This is a genomic window from Photorhabdus hindustanensis, assembly GCF_002968995.1.
GTDB classification, from domain to species: Bacteria; Pseudomonadota; Gammaproteobacteria; order Enterobacterales; family Enterobacteriaceae; genus Photorhabdus; species Photorhabdus akhurstii.
The window spans coordinates 1-15,299 of sequence record NZ_PUWT01000053.1; the positions used below are offsets into that span (position 1 = coordinate 1).

Consider the following 15,299-nt stretch of genomic DNA (forward strand, 5'->3'; position numbering starts at 1 on the left):
CCCAACAAATCAATATTGCGGCTGCCGTGCCAGATACTTGCGGCCACGAATGTTTTAAGCCTTCTATCAATTCGGCCCATAAATCAGGATTATTTTTCATCTTCATATTCCACCCCCGTTGGGGATTAAGACCCCGTTAAACGGGTGTGAAAAGAAAAAGGCCGTGAATAATCATGGCCTATGCGTAGTGATAAATGGTAAATTCCATGCGTATCTTATATTTTGTTTAGTCGCTTTTGCTGCTCTATAAGCTTCCCTATCATTGATAATACGATGGTACTCTTCATAGCCTCTGAGGCTGTCTGATAATAACGGAACAGCGCAATCTCAGGACGCTTTGAATGCTGGAGCGCAATATTAATTTCATTAATTACCGGAGTTAAGTTATTCATGCCAATGGTTTCCTTACAAGATGTTATGTGCCCTCACTATATGAATTAAATATCTATTAAGCACATTGAAACTATTTTTTCTTTATTTTGGGATGAAGAATGGAGTTTGCAGCTTTTTGTGATTTTTCTTGTTTTAATGTATAGCTTTTAACCATGTCCGGTCCCAGTAAGCTATATACTACCGTAACCAACTGCCATAAAGTGAGAGAGACTAATAATCCATAGGAAATTCCCCTGAGAATAGTTTTATATTCCATAAAAATATTAAATTGCTTCAATAGAGGAACGGCAATACCAACTAACAATACCACTGATAATATAGCTGTTGAATGTACAATAGGAGTAAATAATCTATGGATACCTACGGCGGTATCACCATCTATACCACCTCGAAATGCTTTCTTTAATCTCTCAGGATAAATGATGGCAAACCAAGCACCAACAACAGCAAAGATAATTGCTGCTGTAGCTCTTAATGCTTCAAATAAAGGCCATTGTTTAGAAAATGGCACATGGCGACCAAACCAAGCAGAAAAAACTATTATGGTTATCACTCCACCCCATGCCATTATCTTTTTCATTAGACACCTGCGCTATTTAATATAATGCTTCTTTTTCCAGTCAATTCATTCAGAAGCAAATCTACATTAACTAACTCGTCATTATCCCTTTCAACTTCTAAATTATATTCTGCCCTAGCAAGAGAATTACTTAACCAATGCGTTTTATTAGGATCACCTTCGAAAATAAAACCATAGTCACTATTCTCTGATTGATGCTTTTCCCAATCCCTTATCATATTGTTAATATCACTCAAAGAAACATGTGGTGATAAAACATATCTAACTTTAGTGGTAAGCGCGCCTTCCCGCTTACGTCTTAAGTTAATTTTAACAAGCATTTGCTGCCAAAGACCTAAATCTTCTGGTGTTGAAAGGTTTAGCTCTATAACTCTCTCTATTTTTCTTATTCTATCGGCATTCTGACGAATAATATCATGCTCTCCAGGATTTCTTATGAGCTTGGTATCAAATCTTGGAAAGTAATGAACTAACTTTTCATTCTCATCTGATGGATCTAGCCTGTAGCCATGAATTAACACGCCGGTTTCACCATTTTCATTTTCAACTGTTTCTGAAACAACATAACTGCTTGATTGCTTCATAAAACTATATAAATAATGCCGCAAGGATTTTTGCGATGTTAAACGATTACGCAGCCTTATTGTTGCAAATACATTTTTTTCTGTTAAAAACCAAAAGTAAGTAGCGTATCCGGGTATACTGCCTTCTTCTATAGAATTCATAATAACATTTGGGTCTTTGCCAAACTGTGAATCCCCGTGAATAGAAGGTACTTTTTGCCCATTGCTGGGAATTTCGTTCCATATAGTTAGTAACCAATCGCTACCAAATCTTTTTGCATTCAACAGATAACATGGCAATCTTTTCTCATTGGCTTCAAATGTACTTGTTTCTCTAAGAGTTTTACCATCAGCCCATTCACATACATCCTCAAGTAGTTTAACTAAACCACCAAAAGCAGGTATTTGTTCACCAGATTTATAATAACCACACTGACGGACTCTATAGAAAGTAAAAACTACTTCTTCGCTTGCCATCAAATTAAACCCTTAGCAGTTGTAAAAAGTTTAATTTAATGTTTTTCGTACATCTTTGTTACTGTGTTTTTAAACAGTATCATCTGTAGAGCCGACTGAAAAGAAGATTTTACCTATCAATGCAAGAATCCACACATAAGCGTGCCTTTGAACAAGCCCGGATTCAGTTCCGGGTAATCAGCATTGCATAAGTAAAAAGGCCACGCTATGCGCAGCCCTGAAAACAATATCGTATTTTAATCGTATTTTATTGACAGAATACGATTAAAATCGTATTATCTAATCATCCCAAGCGGATAGGCTCTTTAACAAATGAGGAAACGATGGTTACGGTTCAATGGACGAGGAAAGCACGAAAACAGTTGCTTTCAATCGATACCAGATACCGGAAAGCTATCAATGAGAAGGTTAACCAGCTTGAAACTTTCCCCGCAGTCATGTTGGACATCAAGAAACTTCATGACCTTGATAACCAATACAGACTACGGGTTGGTGAATACAGGATAATCTTCGAAATCACTGACGGCGAGCCGGTTATCTGCTCGATAATGGCAGTCAAACGGAGAACATCGACAACGTACTAGGCGGGGTAACCCGCCATTTCCTCATTATTAAATTCACCGCGACTCTTGGCCACCCGGATGAATACATGAAAATGCAATACATAAATGATGAAGCAGGAAAACCTCAATATGTTGTCCTGCCAGTAGCTGAATACGAAAAACTTCTCAGCACAAAGGAAGATTGGGAGGATGTGCCATACACTCCGTCAAAATATGATGATGTGACCGTGCCTAACGGCGTCGTGTCCATTATGGTTGATCAGGATGTTTCTATTCTGGCAGCCTGGCGCATCTATCGTGGGCTGTCTCAGCATGAGGTAGCTGAAAAACTCAACACAGCTCAATCAACCGTGTCTCAGTGGGAGGCATCAGATCGACCACAGAAGCGCACACGAGAAAAACTGGCCGCACTATACAACTGTACTCCAGAACAGCTAATTCCATAATCCAACGGCCCCGCTCAGGGGTCGTTTACTTTGGCTGTAAACCTTGAGCTTGCTACTGGTAGAAATAGAAAAACCCGCTCATCGGCGGGTCTGAATATTCTTTAGTGAGCATAGCTACAATTCCCCACTATCTGGAGAGATTACGCCAAGTCTATGCAAAACGCAAGCCCTCTCTTTTTTATCGCGTTACCTTACTAAATTCAGATGCTGCTCTGCTTTCCTCAATATCGCATTTCGCCACCAGCTTTTCATAGAATGGCTTCCAGTTACGCGACCAGCTTGATTGTGTTAGCTCTGGCAGGAGAGCCTTAATTGCTGTATATGCTACTGAGGACGGTACCCGACTATAACCACGGCCAGAACAACGCTCGCAGATTTTAATCACTGGCGCACCTGTAGCTTTCGTTGCTTCGCGGTCAACAACTTTCCCGGCACCATTGCAGCGACAACGGCTTGATACAATCCCTTTGCCATTACAGGGAGAGCAAAGTTCATCCACCCATTCAGTTTCTACCCGCTGCTCTATCACATCCTTATACCCTGCGTATTTAATCACATCGCGCCGAACTGATGTTAGCCCTCGCCCATTGCAGTGAGCACATGAGGTGGTTGTAGCGGCTGACCGGGAATATTCTTCAAAGGCCATTTTTGCCAATATCACCAGGCATTTTCCTAACTGGCGCCCACCCGCTTTGGTAATAAGTTTGGGTACCTGACGTTTGGCATACAAAGTCAGTTGCTCAACGGTCCGTATGGTATCTTCATTGCTGACGCCGTGTTTACCCAAGAACGCCGCCATTCCAAATGCAGCCTTAGATTCGGCCATGCCTAATGCCGCCATCACATCAGTACCGGTGATCCGGTCTGTTGATGTACATTTCGGTGAACTATTGACGACCAGTCCTTTCGGGCTGAAATGTTTTAATGCTGATTCGAGTTTCATTATTCCACCCACTTCTTAAAAGATAGCTCACGTACTTCATCACCGTTAACAAGTACGTCATTGAAATCACCGTGATCGGGCCAGCGAATACTGACCGTTTCTAAATCGTTTTTGGCAATGAGATTGCCTCTGGCGCACTCAAACGCGGCCGCGTGCCCGGTCGCTGAATGCAGGTCCATATCAGCGAAAATAATTAAGTGCTTAACCCCGCTCGGTACCCGGAACTTCCCCATAAATCCCGCATTCATAGTTGGCCAGGTGTTGCAACCGTATATCTGTTTGCAGGACAGTGCTGTTTCTATGCCCTCTGAGATCCCCAAAGTTGATGAAACTGGAAACATGCGAATAGCAACAGAGCCAGTGTGCTTTAAATAATCATCAGACTGGAGGGAATAGATCTGCTTGGCGATATCCATATTGGCTTTTTTGTCACCCTCTAATAACGTCCTGTGCAAGTAACAAAGCGCACCTTTATCGTCCGTAGCCAGAGAATACATGGCCTGAAAAGCTTTCGTTCCCACGGGCTGATGATTGCAATACCTGACTTGCTCGACGGGTAAACAGTTAATCCCCCGGTTGCGTAAATAACTTTCGGCTGACGTTCCGCGCAGGTTCACCAGTGTGGAATACTTCCTAATCACCTTGTCACGAAGTAATGACCGGTCATCTTTATTGACAGAAGATTGAGCGCTTTCAGGCTGATAGGCATACGTATTGCCAATAATTTCATCAACTTCTTTCGCCTGCGTTTTAAAGTCTTTCTTTTGAGTCAGCGCAAGTAATTTCCAGCCATCGCCGGTATTGCAGACACAAATAAAGGTTCCCCGTCCATCCCGATCATCACAACGATATTTACCCTTTTGACTGCATATCGGACACTTCCCTTTGTAGTGCTTTTTCCCTGTAATGGGTGGCAAGCCGTAATACTCAAAAACTTTAGCCCACTGTCCAGTTACTGCATCTGTTGTTTTCATCAGTTATCTCCCTGCGTGGCTGAACTGAGTTGTTTTTTCTCCTGGCTTTTTATCCACGAAATCAGTTTCCATTTGATAAAATTATTGACCTCCGGGGTGATCTCGACCGGATGGTCATTTAAGCCATTGGGGAACTCACCAAATTTGCTTCTGAAGGTATGGGCACACCAACCATCACTAATGGGCTTCCCTTGGTTGGCTCGCTGGCGCTGGTAATATTTGATTTGTGACCACCAGCTTTGACGCTCTGCCTTGCTATAGACTCGGTCCTTACCGTTAAGTTTTTTCAGCCCGCGAGAACGATCCACTTCCACATCTTCGCCGCTTAAAGGTTTAAATCCGCATTTCGGGCAGACATAAACGCCTACTGGCTTCATAAAGTGGCAACTGGGGCACTCCTTCGGGAGTCTTTCCGCTTTGTCGCTGTCAATGCTGCGGGAACTGTCTTTCATGCCGTCGCTTTTAGAGGGCAATGCGTCATACTCAATATCATCGGGATAGCCGAGTCGGTGAACACTTCCACTGTGATCGAATATCATGCAGGTTTCTTTGCCGGGGGCAGTACGAAGCCCGCGACCAAGACTTTGAGTCCAGCGGATCTCTGATTTGGTAGGCCGGGCGTAAATGATGCACCGGACATCACTATCGAACCCCGCAATCAGCGTGCCGACACTAACTAATATTTTTGTTACACCCTGCTCAAACCGATGGATGATGATCTGCCTTTCTTCCGGGGGTGTTTCAGCAATGATGACCTCAGCATTGACACCGGCTTTGTTAAATTCAACTGTAATAAAATTGGCGTGGGCCACGTTGACGCAAAAGCAGATCGTTGGTTCATCGTTACCATTCTCCAGCCAGTTCCTGACGATATCGCCCACCAGCGTTGAATCCCCCATAATTTCGGCTAGCTGGTCCTCTTTGTAATCCTGCCCAAAGTCATCACTGGAGGTAACCTTTACGCCTTTCAGGTCCGGCTTGGTGGGGGCGTAAAATTCATAGGTGCTAAGCTCGCCTTTAGCGATAAGCTCCTTCATCGTGGTGGGCTTTAAAAGTTGCTGATAGTAGTTTCCCAGAAACGGAGAAAACGGCGTTCCTGACAGGCCGATAACCTTTACGTCAGTGTTTTCTGTCAGATATTGAATGACTTCAAGCAGCTTTTTACGGCGCAAATGGGCCTCGTCAATGATCAACAGATCGATGTTGTCCGGGAAGTCACGGCGGATCAGCGTGTCAGCCGAGGCAATTTGGATCAGCCGGTTTGGGTCGTTAGGCTGGTAATCCCGCCACACGTAGCCAATTTTTTCTTCTGGCAGTCCGTACTGAATGAACCGGGTGGCAGTCTGGCGAACCAAGGTTAGGTAAGGTGCGACAAACATCACCCGCATACCACGAGAGATGCAACCGGCTGTGATGAATGCTGATAAGCCTGTTTTACCGCTCCCGGTAGGCGCGTATACCATGAATGAACCGTATTGTTTCCAGTTCTGGCGCAACATGAACAACGCACGGCTCTGGGTTGTATTTGGGGTTATCGTCAGCATGCTTTACTTCCCCCATTCCCTTAAGGCGGATTCAGTGACATAATCGCCCGCAGGTACTGAACTCTGAGTCGTGCCTGCAAGAACCGGTGCATGTCTCGCTAAAGTCTCCACCGGCTTCTTGCTCCCTTCTGAATATTTTTTTATCAAGCTACGGGCTATATTCTTCTGTCTACCTGTTAGATATTTTCCACGCCGAAAATAACGGCTAAGTCCGTTGATAAAGTCATATTCCCATTGGGTTAGACCGGGACACCCTTTAAGGAACCTCTCCAATTCCAAAATAAGTTTTTCGCTGTTTTCCATTACACTGCCCTCTGTTATTTCACTTTGCCAGGAACACAGCCCTGACGGATATCAATTCAGCCATTTAGACGTCTAGACGTATTTCGGCTTTTATACCCCTATAGTGATCTTCTATAAGATCTGAGTTGTTTTTCCTTGGCTGTGCCTTCCCTAACACCCCTTTCAAAGATCACCCCCCTTACCCCCCTAGAAAGTTTTCCCCTCTTCCCCAAACCATCCAAACATCTAGACGTCCAAACATCCAAGTAACCTTTCAAGTTCTTTTCTCCTTCACTAACTGCGGCTCCTCGGTGTAACCCTGACTTGCCCTTGCATACTTCCTGACAAATTCCCTGAGCCGGATATTTGCTGACCGCCTCGCTGCATTGTCTTTCCGATATGAAACCGGTTCCTCATCCCAAGCCGTCTGATAAACCTCGGCATACTTCACTGTGATTTTTGCCCGTGTCGCCGGATCAAGACTCAGTAACATCTCCTGTATCCATTTGCCGTCATCCGGGTAAAAATACGACGGCATTGATACCTGAGCGTAGGAATTAGGGAACATGGTTAATAATTTCCGGTGGTGGGAACACCTTTGGAAGATCTGGGCGTAATTCGTGAGGCTGAACTTCGCCTTTTGTAAGGTCCACAATGTCAGGAACAGATGAGACAGAAACGCGCTTCTTCCCATGCAACCAAGCGCTAACTAATGACTGTCTACACCCTAATGCATTGGCAAGTATCGTTTGATTACCCACAATTTTTATAGCCTTTTCTACCGCAAGATTTTTCATACTCCATCCTCTTGTTAACTCCATAGTGATATTAATATCACCAAAAAGATAAATCAATCACTATAGTGTTTTTGCAAAGATATCACTTTAGAGATAGAATTAACAAAACTTATTGAAGAGGTGAGTATGACATTCGCTAAAAGACTAAAAGAGGCAATGAGAAAGAAAGACTTCACACAGTCTTCTCTTGCCAAAGAAGTAGACATGGCTCAGTCCATGATATGGAAATTAACCACAGGAAAGGCGCAAAGCACTACTAAAGTTGTTGAGTTGGCTAGAGTTCTCGGTGTGCGCCCAGAATGGCTTAGTGATGGCAGTGGTCCCATGCACCCAGATAACTCACCCACATCAGTTGTGGTAAAGTGCACCAAATCATTCCCTGTAAAAATCTATGATGCCGATAATGATACAGGGGATACAATCATGATTCCGGGATTCTTTGAATCATCTGACGCATACAGAGCGTATAGAATTACCCAAAATACTGGCTGCGCAGAAGCTCCAGAAGGTTCTTTAATTGTAATCGATAGATCAGAAAAAGCAGCTAACAATGATTTGGTATATGCGCGCATAGGAGAAAACTACTCTGTATATCGTTTTGTACAAGGTGGTGCTTTCGGCTTTCTATCGGTTGATGACGCTAGGGTACCATTAACTCCTATCAGTCCTGACGTTGAATTAGTGGGTGTTATTGTATACCTGTTCCGCGATATGAAACGAAGACGATAATAACCCCGTTCAATTTCGATTGTTGTAGCATAAATCCCTGGGTGCGTTCGCAATAGGTCTGGCATTCCTTCCCCTTAAGATACTGTTTAGACGTACAGTATCTTAATTTTTAACTAAATCATTACAATTATCAAGATAAAAAAAACATTTTTTGTTTTTTAAAAAAAATTTCTTTTATTTCAATATTATAAAATAAAAAATAACTTTTTATCACTATAGGTCTAGAATGTTTAGAACTATAGTGATAGATTAAATACCACCAAGGTGATAGATTTAATCACCAGAAGAAACAGAAGTAGTTGAATGAGCAGGAACAACAATAAACACACCGAGGTATGATTATTATGTTCAAGAAGACTTTTATTTTTTCAGCAATAAAACGCTACAACATGGAGGTACATAATGCGTAAACCAATTACTTTAGACGATGCAAAATACCGCTCAGGTTTAGCCTGTTCACTCTATGAAGTCATTACGAGTATGGCTGACAAAGAAAAATGTTCAGGCGAGTTGTGCGAACTAATTGCTCTTGTGTGTGATATTAACTATGAAGTCAATTGCTCCCTTGAGTCCGCACTGGGAACAGACAAACTTAATTTGGATTGAACTGATTTAAAAGTGGCTCTGGTACCGACGCCAATCAAACACCAGAGCCTGAACAAAATAAACACTTTGAGGCATGATTACTATGTTCAAAACAGATAATACCACAAAGACTTTTATTTTTGCAGTCACAAAACATTCTGACTTTAAGTGCAAATTATTAGTTAAAGTTAGGTGTGTCGCCAGAAGTTACCAGCAAGCCAAAAATGAACTGTCAGAATTATTAGTTGGATACTCAATTATATGGATGGGTCAAATTAATAATAACGAGGTGTGCGATGCGTAAATCAATTAATTTAGACGATGCAAAATATCGCTCAGGTTTGGCTATATCGCTCTATGAAATCATTATGAATATGGCTGCTAAAGAAGAGTGTTCAAACACTCTAGCCGATCTGGTTGCACTTGCTTGTGATATCAATTCGGAGGTTTATCGTTCCCTTGAGGCGGCTTTAGCTAATAGGGGTGAAGAATGAATAGCAAAACCACAGAAGAGTTGCGCAATCTTTCTTACATTAATTTGGCGGCAGATGATGCACTCGGAAAAATAGAAGCTTTGGCATCAGCGGCCGGTTATTTACTTGCTGATGATGAGCTGAGTGAAATCGGGCTTGAGCTTTTAGAAATTATCCAAATAATTGCCAGTAAAGCATCAAGGGGGAAATGATGAGTGATTTAGCTGATGATATTTCCGATATGGTTTTAAAGGTCATGCAGATAGATGCGCTTCTCTGTATATGGCAAGAATCATTTAGAAAAGACTGTGATGAATCTTATTTCATCGGCGTAGTACAGGGTTTAGTTTTCGAAGTGAAAAAAAAGCTGGATAAACTGGACGGTCAGACAGAAAACATTAGAGACCAAAAGAAACCTGAAATAGAAAATAATGAAATTCATATCAGCAAGATAAGATTTAAAGGTCTATTAGATAAATCTGAACATCTTGAGGCATTAATGATCCCTGTTAGTAAAGCTGTTACCAGTGAGGCCGATACAGACACAGCAACATTAACAAATCTCGCTTCCAGTCTGGCAAGCGATATTGCACAAGAAATAAGAATACTGGAAGGAGCTTAAATGATGAAACTAGAAAAAATTGATTATTCCCGTTTTTATTCTGATGGGATTATTAGTGGTAGCGGTATTGATGATGCATTCAGCATACATACATTACCCGTCTATGTTGTTAGTCGTCATGGCCGTTCTTATAAGCGCTGGAGTCGTAGTAATGCTATTAATAAATTGGCGCATATTATGACGCAGAAAGTATTTAGCCGGGCCGGACGCGCAACCAATTACCCGGCCCAGCCAATAATTGGTGAAAACAATGTAGTGAACTGGACAATAGGAGAATTACTACCTGAGTATATTTCATGCCAAAAGAGAGCGGTACGGCGAATAAGATTGCTGCTTAAGCGTCGAAAAGAAATGGATGAACTACGCAAAAAATATATTTACGCTTTCGGTGAATATGAGCGATTAAGAAAAGAGTTTATCAACATCACCAAGTAGCTAATGAGATTAACCATGTTTAAGATAATCATCACAACCAAAAACTATCGCACAGGACGGGTAACAAAAGAAACCTTCCGCAACAGATACAAAACATATCGGGGAGCTGAAAAAGCTGCCCAAGGGATACGCCGGGTTTGTATGCCAGATAGCAAAACCATTATTGAAACAGTTGATGCTGAGGTTGTGGAAGTTAAACGTACTTAATTACATAGAGAATCAAAAATGAAATCAAAAATGAAATTTGCAATTGAATGTAAAGCTGAACAATCTCGCTATTTATCCGAAGCTAAAATCTATCGGCGCGGTTCTGAAATGCGAAAAATGTATGTTGAACTCGCGTGGAGAAATAGAAATAACGCCCGTCAATGGATTGATTTTTAATTAACTGGCAGGATTCATTGCTATGAAAATATTAAGTGAGAAAAAACAAAAATTAGTTTCCGAATCATCTAATCAGCTTAACGAAATCGGCATTAATCACACTATTGATGATTGCGGAACTATAACAGTACAAACAAAACAAGGGAAAGTAATTTTTTATCCCACGGCAAATAAAGTTCAATATAAAGGAACGATTACTCCGGGAGGAATAAGTAATGTGAAAAATTTAGTTGAGTCATTGGGATTAACAGGTGAAATAATTCCAAAAAAACCAGATATGACATTACGGGATTATTTTGCAGCTAAAGCCATGCAGGGCGATTGGGCTTGTCAAGGGAATGATACTGGCATACTTACACTCAGCACAACAGACGATACTCTAAACAATATTGCTTCTCTATATTACAGAATGGCAGATGCAATGATGAAAGCGCGGGAAGAAATAGAGGACTAAACAATGTCAGAAAATAAAAAACACGTACACGCTGAGTTAATGTTGCAATACGCACAAGATGCAATGAAAACTGATGAACCTTGGAAGTTGTGGGAACGGCTTCATATTGAGGTAATCGGCTGGGAGCAATGTCCACACAATCCGGGATGGAACCCGGAATTTAAATATCGCCGCAAGCCCGAAATGATAACGGTCGGCAAAGTGAGTTTTCCGAAGCCTGTTGATTATAAATTAAAATACAATGATGAGTATTTCGTAGTTGATTTAAGTGTAATAAGAAATCTCATATGGAAAAATGATAACATGGACACTTATTATCTTAAACTCGGTGTTATTCATTTAACTAAAGAAGCCGCTCAGCAACATTTTGATGCATTAATTAAAATAAATAAGGGTGAGTTTTAAATATAGACTCTAATTAACTCAATAACTTATTGGACTTTAATTACAGCTTAATGGCTGAGGATTGTCTCAGCCTAAGCAAAGGGGTATCTATGAGTAATCAAACATTAATTGAACGATACAGAAATCGCTTAATAGCTGCAAAACTCGATGCAATGACAGAGAAAACCAGTAGCCATTGTATTGCTGTTAGTCTTCACGATGGCTCTATGTGTACTGTTGAATTATCAGAAGAGATATTAAGAAAAGCTTTGCATGTATTTTTCGAAGTGCCTGCTTATAACGAATACAAGCGAGATGAAGCTGATAAATATATTTTAGACAGCTATAGCAGTTACCTGTCAAAACACGGCGATAAATTAACGGGTGAGGGAAATGACTTTATGTGCGCTCTTATTAATTTAATTGCAGAAAGAGCTAAACACGGCGGATTTTCACCAGAATATACCTTTCAGTAAATAAGGACTCACAGTGAATATTACCCATTTTAATTTCTCACAAAGAGCTATTCAGAGTGAGCGTGAAGAAAAATACGAAATTGCGGCGGCTCTCTGGAATAAAGTCGCTGAACATGCCAAGCACCAAATTAACCGTGAATGGGCTGAATATCGTGTTGAACTGAATTTAAAACGTCATTCATTGCAAGGACGCCATGAACAATGGCAGGAAGATTATAAGCAGCGTCGCAAAAAAGAGAGAGAAGCGAAACAACTCGCTGATGCTCTAAAGGTCCACATTGATAAAGAAAAAGAGGTATGAAAATGACCAATATAACTACCACCAGCAATCAACCAACCATGATGGGCAGTCGTGAAATCGCTGAATTAACAGATAAGCGCCACGATAACGTTATTCGTGACATCCGGGAAGTTCTGAAAGCCGTCTATAGCGTTGAATTTGATTCCTCATTTTTGAGGAATCATAGAAATCAACAGGTTATGTTTGCTGCCGGGATTACTGTTGCTATTGATGAGAGGGGTTTTATCAGTGAAATTCTCCTTGATCGCCGGAATACCGAAATCCTGATCACCGGATATGACGTAAGACGTCGTGCCGCCATCATTGACCGTTGGTTTACTCTGGAGTCTGGCACCACAAAACCAAAATCTCAGGCTGAACTTAACCTTGCCTACGCTTTAGCACAAGTAGAGCAAGAGCGCCGCCTTAATCAGGTTGAAGAAAAAGTTGAAGAGGTTTCTGAAACCATTGAGCAAATCAAACAAGGTGCAATCCCTACCGGATGGGTGGGTTACTCCCTCCTCCGTGTCAAATGTGGTTTGACTGATGCTAAGTGCCGGACGCTGGCAGAAGTCTACAACGTACCAACGGACAGCATCACCATCATGACGCCAGACGGCCAGCCTCGCCCGATGAAAATCGTATTTAAAGAGGACTTTATGAGCGCTTTCCATCTGATGATGAGCGAGGCTGAACAACGCAAATCCAAATGGCATCACCCAAAAATGGGCTTATTTCAGGTTATCGGTTGGGAGGGTAAGTAATGAGCAAACATCACACTAAGCCAGCATTTGATTACGGCAAGTATGGCGTCTTTGTCATCACTGAGGCCGCGAACTCAAAAGTCATAAGTTATGAGGAGGCGGTAGTATCACTGGACGCTGGTCAGTATGACCATGATTTATTACTGGGCTTTGAATTGATAGCGGCTATTTTTCATGGCTGGAAAGCAGGCTTCTATGCGCCAACCAGTGAACAACGGTTGATGTTTTGGCGGTGGATTGTGTCAGCCTCGTTTGTGCAAGAGCAAATAGACAGAAACGGCACCCTTGAAGTCGATAACGACAAGGGAGGCACTGATACCGCAGCCCTCTACGATAATGGAACAGCAGCAATCACGATATACCCATTAGCAGAACGCATGATGTTAGCAACCCATATTGAGGGGATCGCCTTTGAGAAGGCCGGTAGCGAAGACGGGGCGGATATGGCGGTCAGAATGTACATGACTTTTATCAATATGCAGCCAGAGATCGGCAATCGGCTATCTGAGAAAGGGCGCGAAGGGCTTTCTCTCTTGCACGATGAATTAATCAAAGTGGCAAAGGCTGGCGAGTTTAACACCATGCCGGTTATTCACTGACAGGAGGCTCAAATGATAACGAAAAACTTTCATCTTAATGCGCTGGCAAACACCTACGCCGCAGATATTAAAAAATTGTTCGGTACTGAAAATTTACAAGGAAAAAAATAATGATTATTGATTCTAGTTTACTGCGAGCCGCTTTGGTTTGTGTGGCTAAGGTGAACAAGCATCCTCAATTAACAGGGGTACATATATCACCTAAGTATATTGAGGCAACCAATAGTCATGTTGCTGTTCGTATGGAGCACAACGTTGACACTGATATTGACCTAATTATTCGATTTGATGGCGATATTCCAGAAGCCGCTGAAAATACAAAAATAGACTTAGAAGGAGGCAGCAAGGCATTTCACTACGATGAAGATGGTCGCCTGTTTGGCTTTAATAATCTGAAAATACTGAATGGTCGGTTTCCTGATTTTGACAAAATCATCCCAACAGAGAAACAGGATGTTATGCCGTTCTTTCGTACCGAATATCTGTCCTACCCCTCTCGGATGTTTGACGGGTTAGGGGTAGTGATTATGGAGCCATCCGGTATGAAGACAGCTTGCCGCTTTCGGTTCTGCCCTATAACGAACAAGTATTACGGCAACCCTGTGTTTATAGTCATGCCCTGCGCAGAGGATGTTTTCGAATTAATAACACGGGAAATGAAGAGCTGGTAATCATGAGAATCGAATACTTTGACCATACTGAGCAAATCGTCGTTGCCAGTTTCATCACTGAACGCCGCAAACACAACCGTTGTATCGATGCCGCCTTGTTAATGGTACCCGTTCGCGCTTGGTCTACTGGCTTTCTATTAGGAAAACTACTATCACCGGCAAAACAACGCACGTATTGCGGGCATACAAAATCATTTGCAGGGAGAGCGAACAGTGACGGAAGAGCACAGCCAGATAGCAGATACCGATGATGAACTGATCAGGACGACATTCCATATCGACGATGGCAGGGGCTATACACAGCGGATCATCCACCGCATGAAACGTAATTTTTATATCCATGAGGGCAAATGCCCTCCTTTACCACCAGCGCCACAGGTAGTAAATGTGAAGTTAACGCCCGTGAGGAAAGGCAAAGGGCGCAATAAGCGAGGAAAAAAACAATGATCAATAACTCATTCCACTTAACCCAAGTAATAGCCTCAGCATGGGGTGATCCATCTGATATCACCGATGCGGTTTGGAACGCCGGTTACAGAAAAGCTGACAGGACACCAGAGGAGATGGTATTACTGACACTTAAGGTCATCGAGAACTCTTATTATAGCGATTATATATATGAGTACTGGCCCAAAGATTTAGAATCCGTACTTGTTGCCGAACTGAACTTTCTGATTGATGATCTTACCTGGAGTGATAAAGCAACTCCGGCAACAGTAGCAAAGATAATTTTGGAGAATGGTTATCAGAGAGGAAGTGAAAAATGACTCAACAGCTCTATGTCAAAACAAAAGAACTTGCTGAGCGGTATGGCGTAAAACCACACACGATAAGATTGTGGGTGAGCAACGGGAAGCAAAAAAGGGAGGGCTTCCCGAAGC

General features: G+C 42.1%; 30 protein-coding genes. 20 read left to right on the forward strand and 10 right to left on the reverse strand.

Annotated elements, in window-relative coordinates; translation table 11 throughout:
* The 4 genes from C6H66_RS27315 to C6H66_RS18115 all read right to left on the reverse strand — a co-directional run.
* On the reverse strand, nucleotides 1-106 hold a 106-nt coding region (locus tag C6H66_RS27315), incomplete at its 3' end, for a phage holin family protein (RefSeq protein ID WP_181150235.1).
* A 109-nt stretch (nucleotides 107-215) separates the two neighbouring features.
* Complete coding sequence (locus C6H66_RS26070) at nucleotides 216-392, reverse strand: hypothetical protein (protein ID WP_181150236.1); 177 nt, start codon at nucleotides 390-392, stop codon at nucleotides 216-218.
* 71 nt (nucleotides 393-463) lie between these two features.
* The gene (locus C6H66_RS18110) at nucleotides 464-973 is read right to left on the reverse strand and encodes a hypothetical protein (protein WP_105396297.1); all 510 of its coding nucleotides are present in this window, start codon (nucleotides 971-973) and stop codon (nucleotides 464-466) included.
* Nucleotides 973-2,013: a hypothetical protein gene (locus C6H66_RS18115; RefSeq protein ID WP_105396298.1), complete on the reverse strand. Its 1,041-nt coding sequence runs from the start codon at nucleotides 2,011-2,013 to the stop codon at nucleotides 973-975. The genes C6H66_RS18110 and C6H66_RS18115 overlap by 1 nt, the downstream gene beginning before the upstream one ends.
* Nucleotides 2,014-2,336: 323 nt before the next feature.
* On the opposite strand from C6H66_RS18115, the gene C6H66_RS18120 reads away from it, so the two are divergent.
* Together C6H66_RS18120 and C6H66_RS18125 are read left to right on the forward strand one after the other, a co-directional pair.
* Nucleotides 2,337-2,597, forward strand: coding sequence for a type II toxin-antitoxin system RelE family toxin (locus C6H66_RS18120; protein WP_105396299.1), 261 nt, complete (start codon nucleotides 2,337-2,339; stop codon nucleotides 2,595-2,597).
* Between the two features lie 65 nt (nucleotides 2,598-2,662).
* Nucleotides 2,663-3,022 (forward strand): helix-turn-helix domain-containing protein, encoded by a 360-nt coding sequence (locus tag C6H66_RS18125; protein ID WP_046396441.1) that lies wholly within the window; start codon nucleotides 2,663-2,665, stop codon nucleotides 3,020-3,022.
* Nucleotides 3,023-3,200: 178 nt separating this feature from the next.
* Here the strand turns inward: C6H66_RS18125 and C6H66_RS18130 are convergent, their stop codons facing one another.
* The 6 genes from C6H66_RS18130 to C6H66_RS18155 form a co-directional block, all read right to left on the reverse strand.
* Entirely contained in the window at nucleotides 3,201-3,965 is a 765-nt protein-coding gene (locus tag C6H66_RS18130; RefSeq protein ID WP_105396300.1) for an antitermination protein Q, read from the reverse strand.
* Nucleotides 3,965-4,939: a DUF7146 domain-containing protein gene (locus tag C6H66_RS18135; RefSeq protein WP_105396301.1), complete on the reverse strand. Its 975-nt coding sequence runs from the start codon at nucleotides 4,937-4,939 to the stop codon at nucleotides 3,965-3,967. The genes C6H66_RS18130 and C6H66_RS18135 overlap by 1 nt, the downstream gene beginning before the upstream one ends.
* The gene (locus tag C6H66_RS18140; protein WP_105396302.1) at nucleotides 4,939-6,483 is read right to left on the reverse strand and encodes a DEAD/DEAH box helicase; all 1,545 of its coding nucleotides are present in this window, start codon (nucleotides 6,481-6,483) and stop codon (nucleotides 4,939-4,941) included. The genes C6H66_RS18135 and C6H66_RS18140 overlap by 1 nt, the downstream gene beginning before the upstream one ends.
* A 3-nt stretch (nucleotides 6,484-6,486) precedes the next feature.
* Nucleotides 6,487-6,786: a hypothetical protein gene (locus C6H66_RS18145; RefSeq protein WP_105396303.1), complete on the reverse strand. Its 300-nt coding sequence runs from the start codon at nucleotides 6,784-6,786 to the stop codon at nucleotides 6,487-6,489.
* Between the two features lie 253 nt (nucleotides 6,787-7,039).
* The gene (locus tag C6H66_RS18150) at nucleotides 7,040-7,333 is read right to left on the reverse strand and encodes a hypothetical protein (protein ID WP_425600145.1); all 294 of its coding nucleotides are present in this window, start codon (nucleotides 7,331-7,333) and stop codon (nucleotides 7,040-7,042) included.
* Entirely contained in the window at nucleotides 7,323-7,562 is a 240-nt protein-coding gene (locus tag C6H66_RS18155) for a helix-turn-helix domain-containing protein (RefSeq protein WP_105396304.1), read from the reverse strand. The genes C6H66_RS18150 and C6H66_RS18155 overlap by 11 nt, the downstream gene beginning before the upstream one ends.
* A 126-nt stretch (nucleotides 7,563-7,688) precedes the next feature.
* Between C6H66_RS18155 and C6H66_RS18160 the strand changes: the two genes are divergently transcribed.
* The 18 genes from C6H66_RS18160 (at nucleotide 7,689) to C6H66_RS18245 (ending at nucleotide 15,185) form a co-directional block, all read left to right on the forward strand.
* Nucleotides 7,689-8,291, forward strand: a complete 603-nt coding sequence (locus C6H66_RS18160) for a helix-turn-helix domain-containing protein (protein ID WP_105396305.1) — start codon at nucleotides 7,689-7,691, stop codon at nucleotides 8,289-8,291.
* Between the two features lie 402 nt (nucleotides 8,292-8,693).
* Nucleotides 8,694-8,897, forward strand: a complete 204-nt coding sequence (locus C6H66_RS18165; protein ID WP_036807197.1) for a hypothetical protein — start codon at nucleotides 8,694-8,696, stop codon at nucleotides 8,895-8,897.
* Between the two features lie 275 nt (nucleotides 8,898-9,172).
* The gene (locus C6H66_RS18175) at nucleotides 9,173-9,370 is read left to right on the forward strand and encodes a hypothetical protein (RefSeq protein ID WP_105396307.1); all 198 of its coding nucleotides are present in this window, start codon (nucleotides 9,173-9,175) and stop codon (nucleotides 9,368-9,370) included.
* Nucleotides 9,367-9,561: a hypothetical protein gene (locus C6H66_RS18180; protein ID WP_105396308.1), complete on the forward strand. Its 195-nt coding sequence runs from the start codon at nucleotides 9,367-9,369 to the stop codon at nucleotides 9,559-9,561. Before C6H66_RS18175 ends, C6H66_RS18180 begins: the two co-directional genes overlap by 4 nt.
* A complete protein-coding gene (locus tag C6H66_RS18185; RefSeq protein WP_105396309.1) occupies nucleotides 9,561-9,971 on the forward strand; it encodes a hypothetical protein in 411 nt (136 codons plus the stop codon). Before C6H66_RS18180 ends, C6H66_RS18185 begins: the two co-directional genes overlap by 1 nt.
* Complete coding sequence (locus tag C6H66_RS18190) at nucleotides 9,972-10,406, forward strand: hypothetical protein (RefSeq protein ID WP_105396310.1); 435 nt, start codon at nucleotides 9,972-9,974, stop codon at nucleotides 10,404-10,406.
* 15 nt (nucleotides 10,407-10,421) lie between these two features.
* Nucleotides 10,422-10,613: a hypothetical protein gene (locus C6H66_RS18195; protein WP_105396311.1), complete on the forward strand. Its 192-nt coding sequence runs from the start codon at nucleotides 10,422-10,424 to the stop codon at nucleotides 10,611-10,613.
* 30 nt (nucleotides 10,614-10,643) lie between these two features.
* Nucleotides 10,644-10,790, forward strand: coding sequence for a hypothetical protein (locus C6H66_RS26075; RefSeq protein WP_181150237.1), 147 nt, complete (start codon nucleotides 10,644-10,646; stop codon nucleotides 10,788-10,790).
* Between the two features lie 22 nt (nucleotides 10,791-10,812).
* Nucleotides 10,813-11,244, forward strand: a complete 432-nt coding sequence (locus C6H66_RS18200; RefSeq protein ID WP_105396312.1) for a hypothetical protein — start codon at nucleotides 10,813-10,815, stop codon at nucleotides 11,242-11,244.
* A gap of 3 nt (nucleotides 11,245-11,247) precedes the next feature.
* The gene (locus C6H66_RS18205; protein WP_105396313.1) at nucleotides 11,248-11,649 is read left to right on the forward strand and encodes a hypothetical protein; all 402 of its coding nucleotides are present in this window, start codon (nucleotides 11,248-11,250) and stop codon (nucleotides 11,647-11,649) included.
* 89 nt (nucleotides 11,650-11,738) lie between these two features.
* Nucleotides 11,739-12,104, forward strand: a complete 366-nt coding sequence (locus C6H66_RS18210) for a hypothetical protein (RefSeq protein WP_105396314.1) — start codon at nucleotides 11,739-11,741, stop codon at nucleotides 12,102-12,104.
* A gap of 13 nt (nucleotides 12,105-12,117) precedes the next feature.
* Entirely contained in the window at nucleotides 12,118-12,405 is a 288-nt protein-coding gene (locus tag C6H66_RS18215; protein ID WP_105396315.1) for an ANR family transcriptional regulator, read from the forward strand.
* 2 nt (nucleotides 12,406-12,407) lie between these two features.
* Nucleotides 12,408-13,148, forward strand: a complete 741-nt coding sequence (locus tag C6H66_RS18220) for a Rha family transcriptional regulator (RefSeq protein ID WP_181150238.1) — start codon at nucleotides 12,408-12,410, stop codon at nucleotides 13,146-13,148.
* Nucleotides 13,148-13,747, forward strand: a complete 600-nt coding sequence (locus tag C6H66_RS18225; RefSeq protein ID WP_105396317.1) for a hypothetical protein — start codon at nucleotides 13,148-13,150, stop codon at nucleotides 13,745-13,747. Before C6H66_RS18220 ends, C6H66_RS18225 begins: the two co-directional genes overlap by 1 nt.
* A 110-nt stretch (nucleotides 13,748-13,857) precedes the next feature.
* A complete protein-coding gene (locus C6H66_RS18230; RefSeq protein ID WP_105396318.1) occupies nucleotides 13,858-14,418 on the forward strand; it encodes a beta clamp domain-containing protein in 561 nt (186 codons plus the stop codon).
* A gap of 2 nt (nucleotides 14,419-14,420) precedes the next feature.
* Nucleotides 14,421-14,669 (forward strand): hypothetical protein, encoded by a 249-nt coding sequence (locus C6H66_RS18235; protein WP_248000726.1) that lies wholly within the window; start codon nucleotides 14,421-14,423, stop codon nucleotides 14,667-14,669.
* Nucleotides 14,632-14,865, forward strand: a complete 234-nt coding sequence (locus C6H66_RS18240; RefSeq protein WP_105396319.1) for a hypothetical protein — start codon at nucleotides 14,632-14,634, stop codon at nucleotides 14,863-14,865. The genes C6H66_RS18235 and C6H66_RS18240 overlap by 38 nt, the downstream gene beginning before the upstream one ends.
* Nucleotides 14,862-15,185: a hypothetical protein gene (locus tag C6H66_RS18245; protein ID WP_105396320.1), complete on the forward strand. Its 324-nt coding sequence runs from the start codon at nucleotides 14,862-14,864 to the stop codon at nucleotides 15,183-15,185. The genes C6H66_RS18240 and C6H66_RS18245 overlap by 4 nt, the downstream gene beginning before the upstream one ends.
* Nucleotides 15,186-15,299 lie beyond the last annotated feature (114 nt).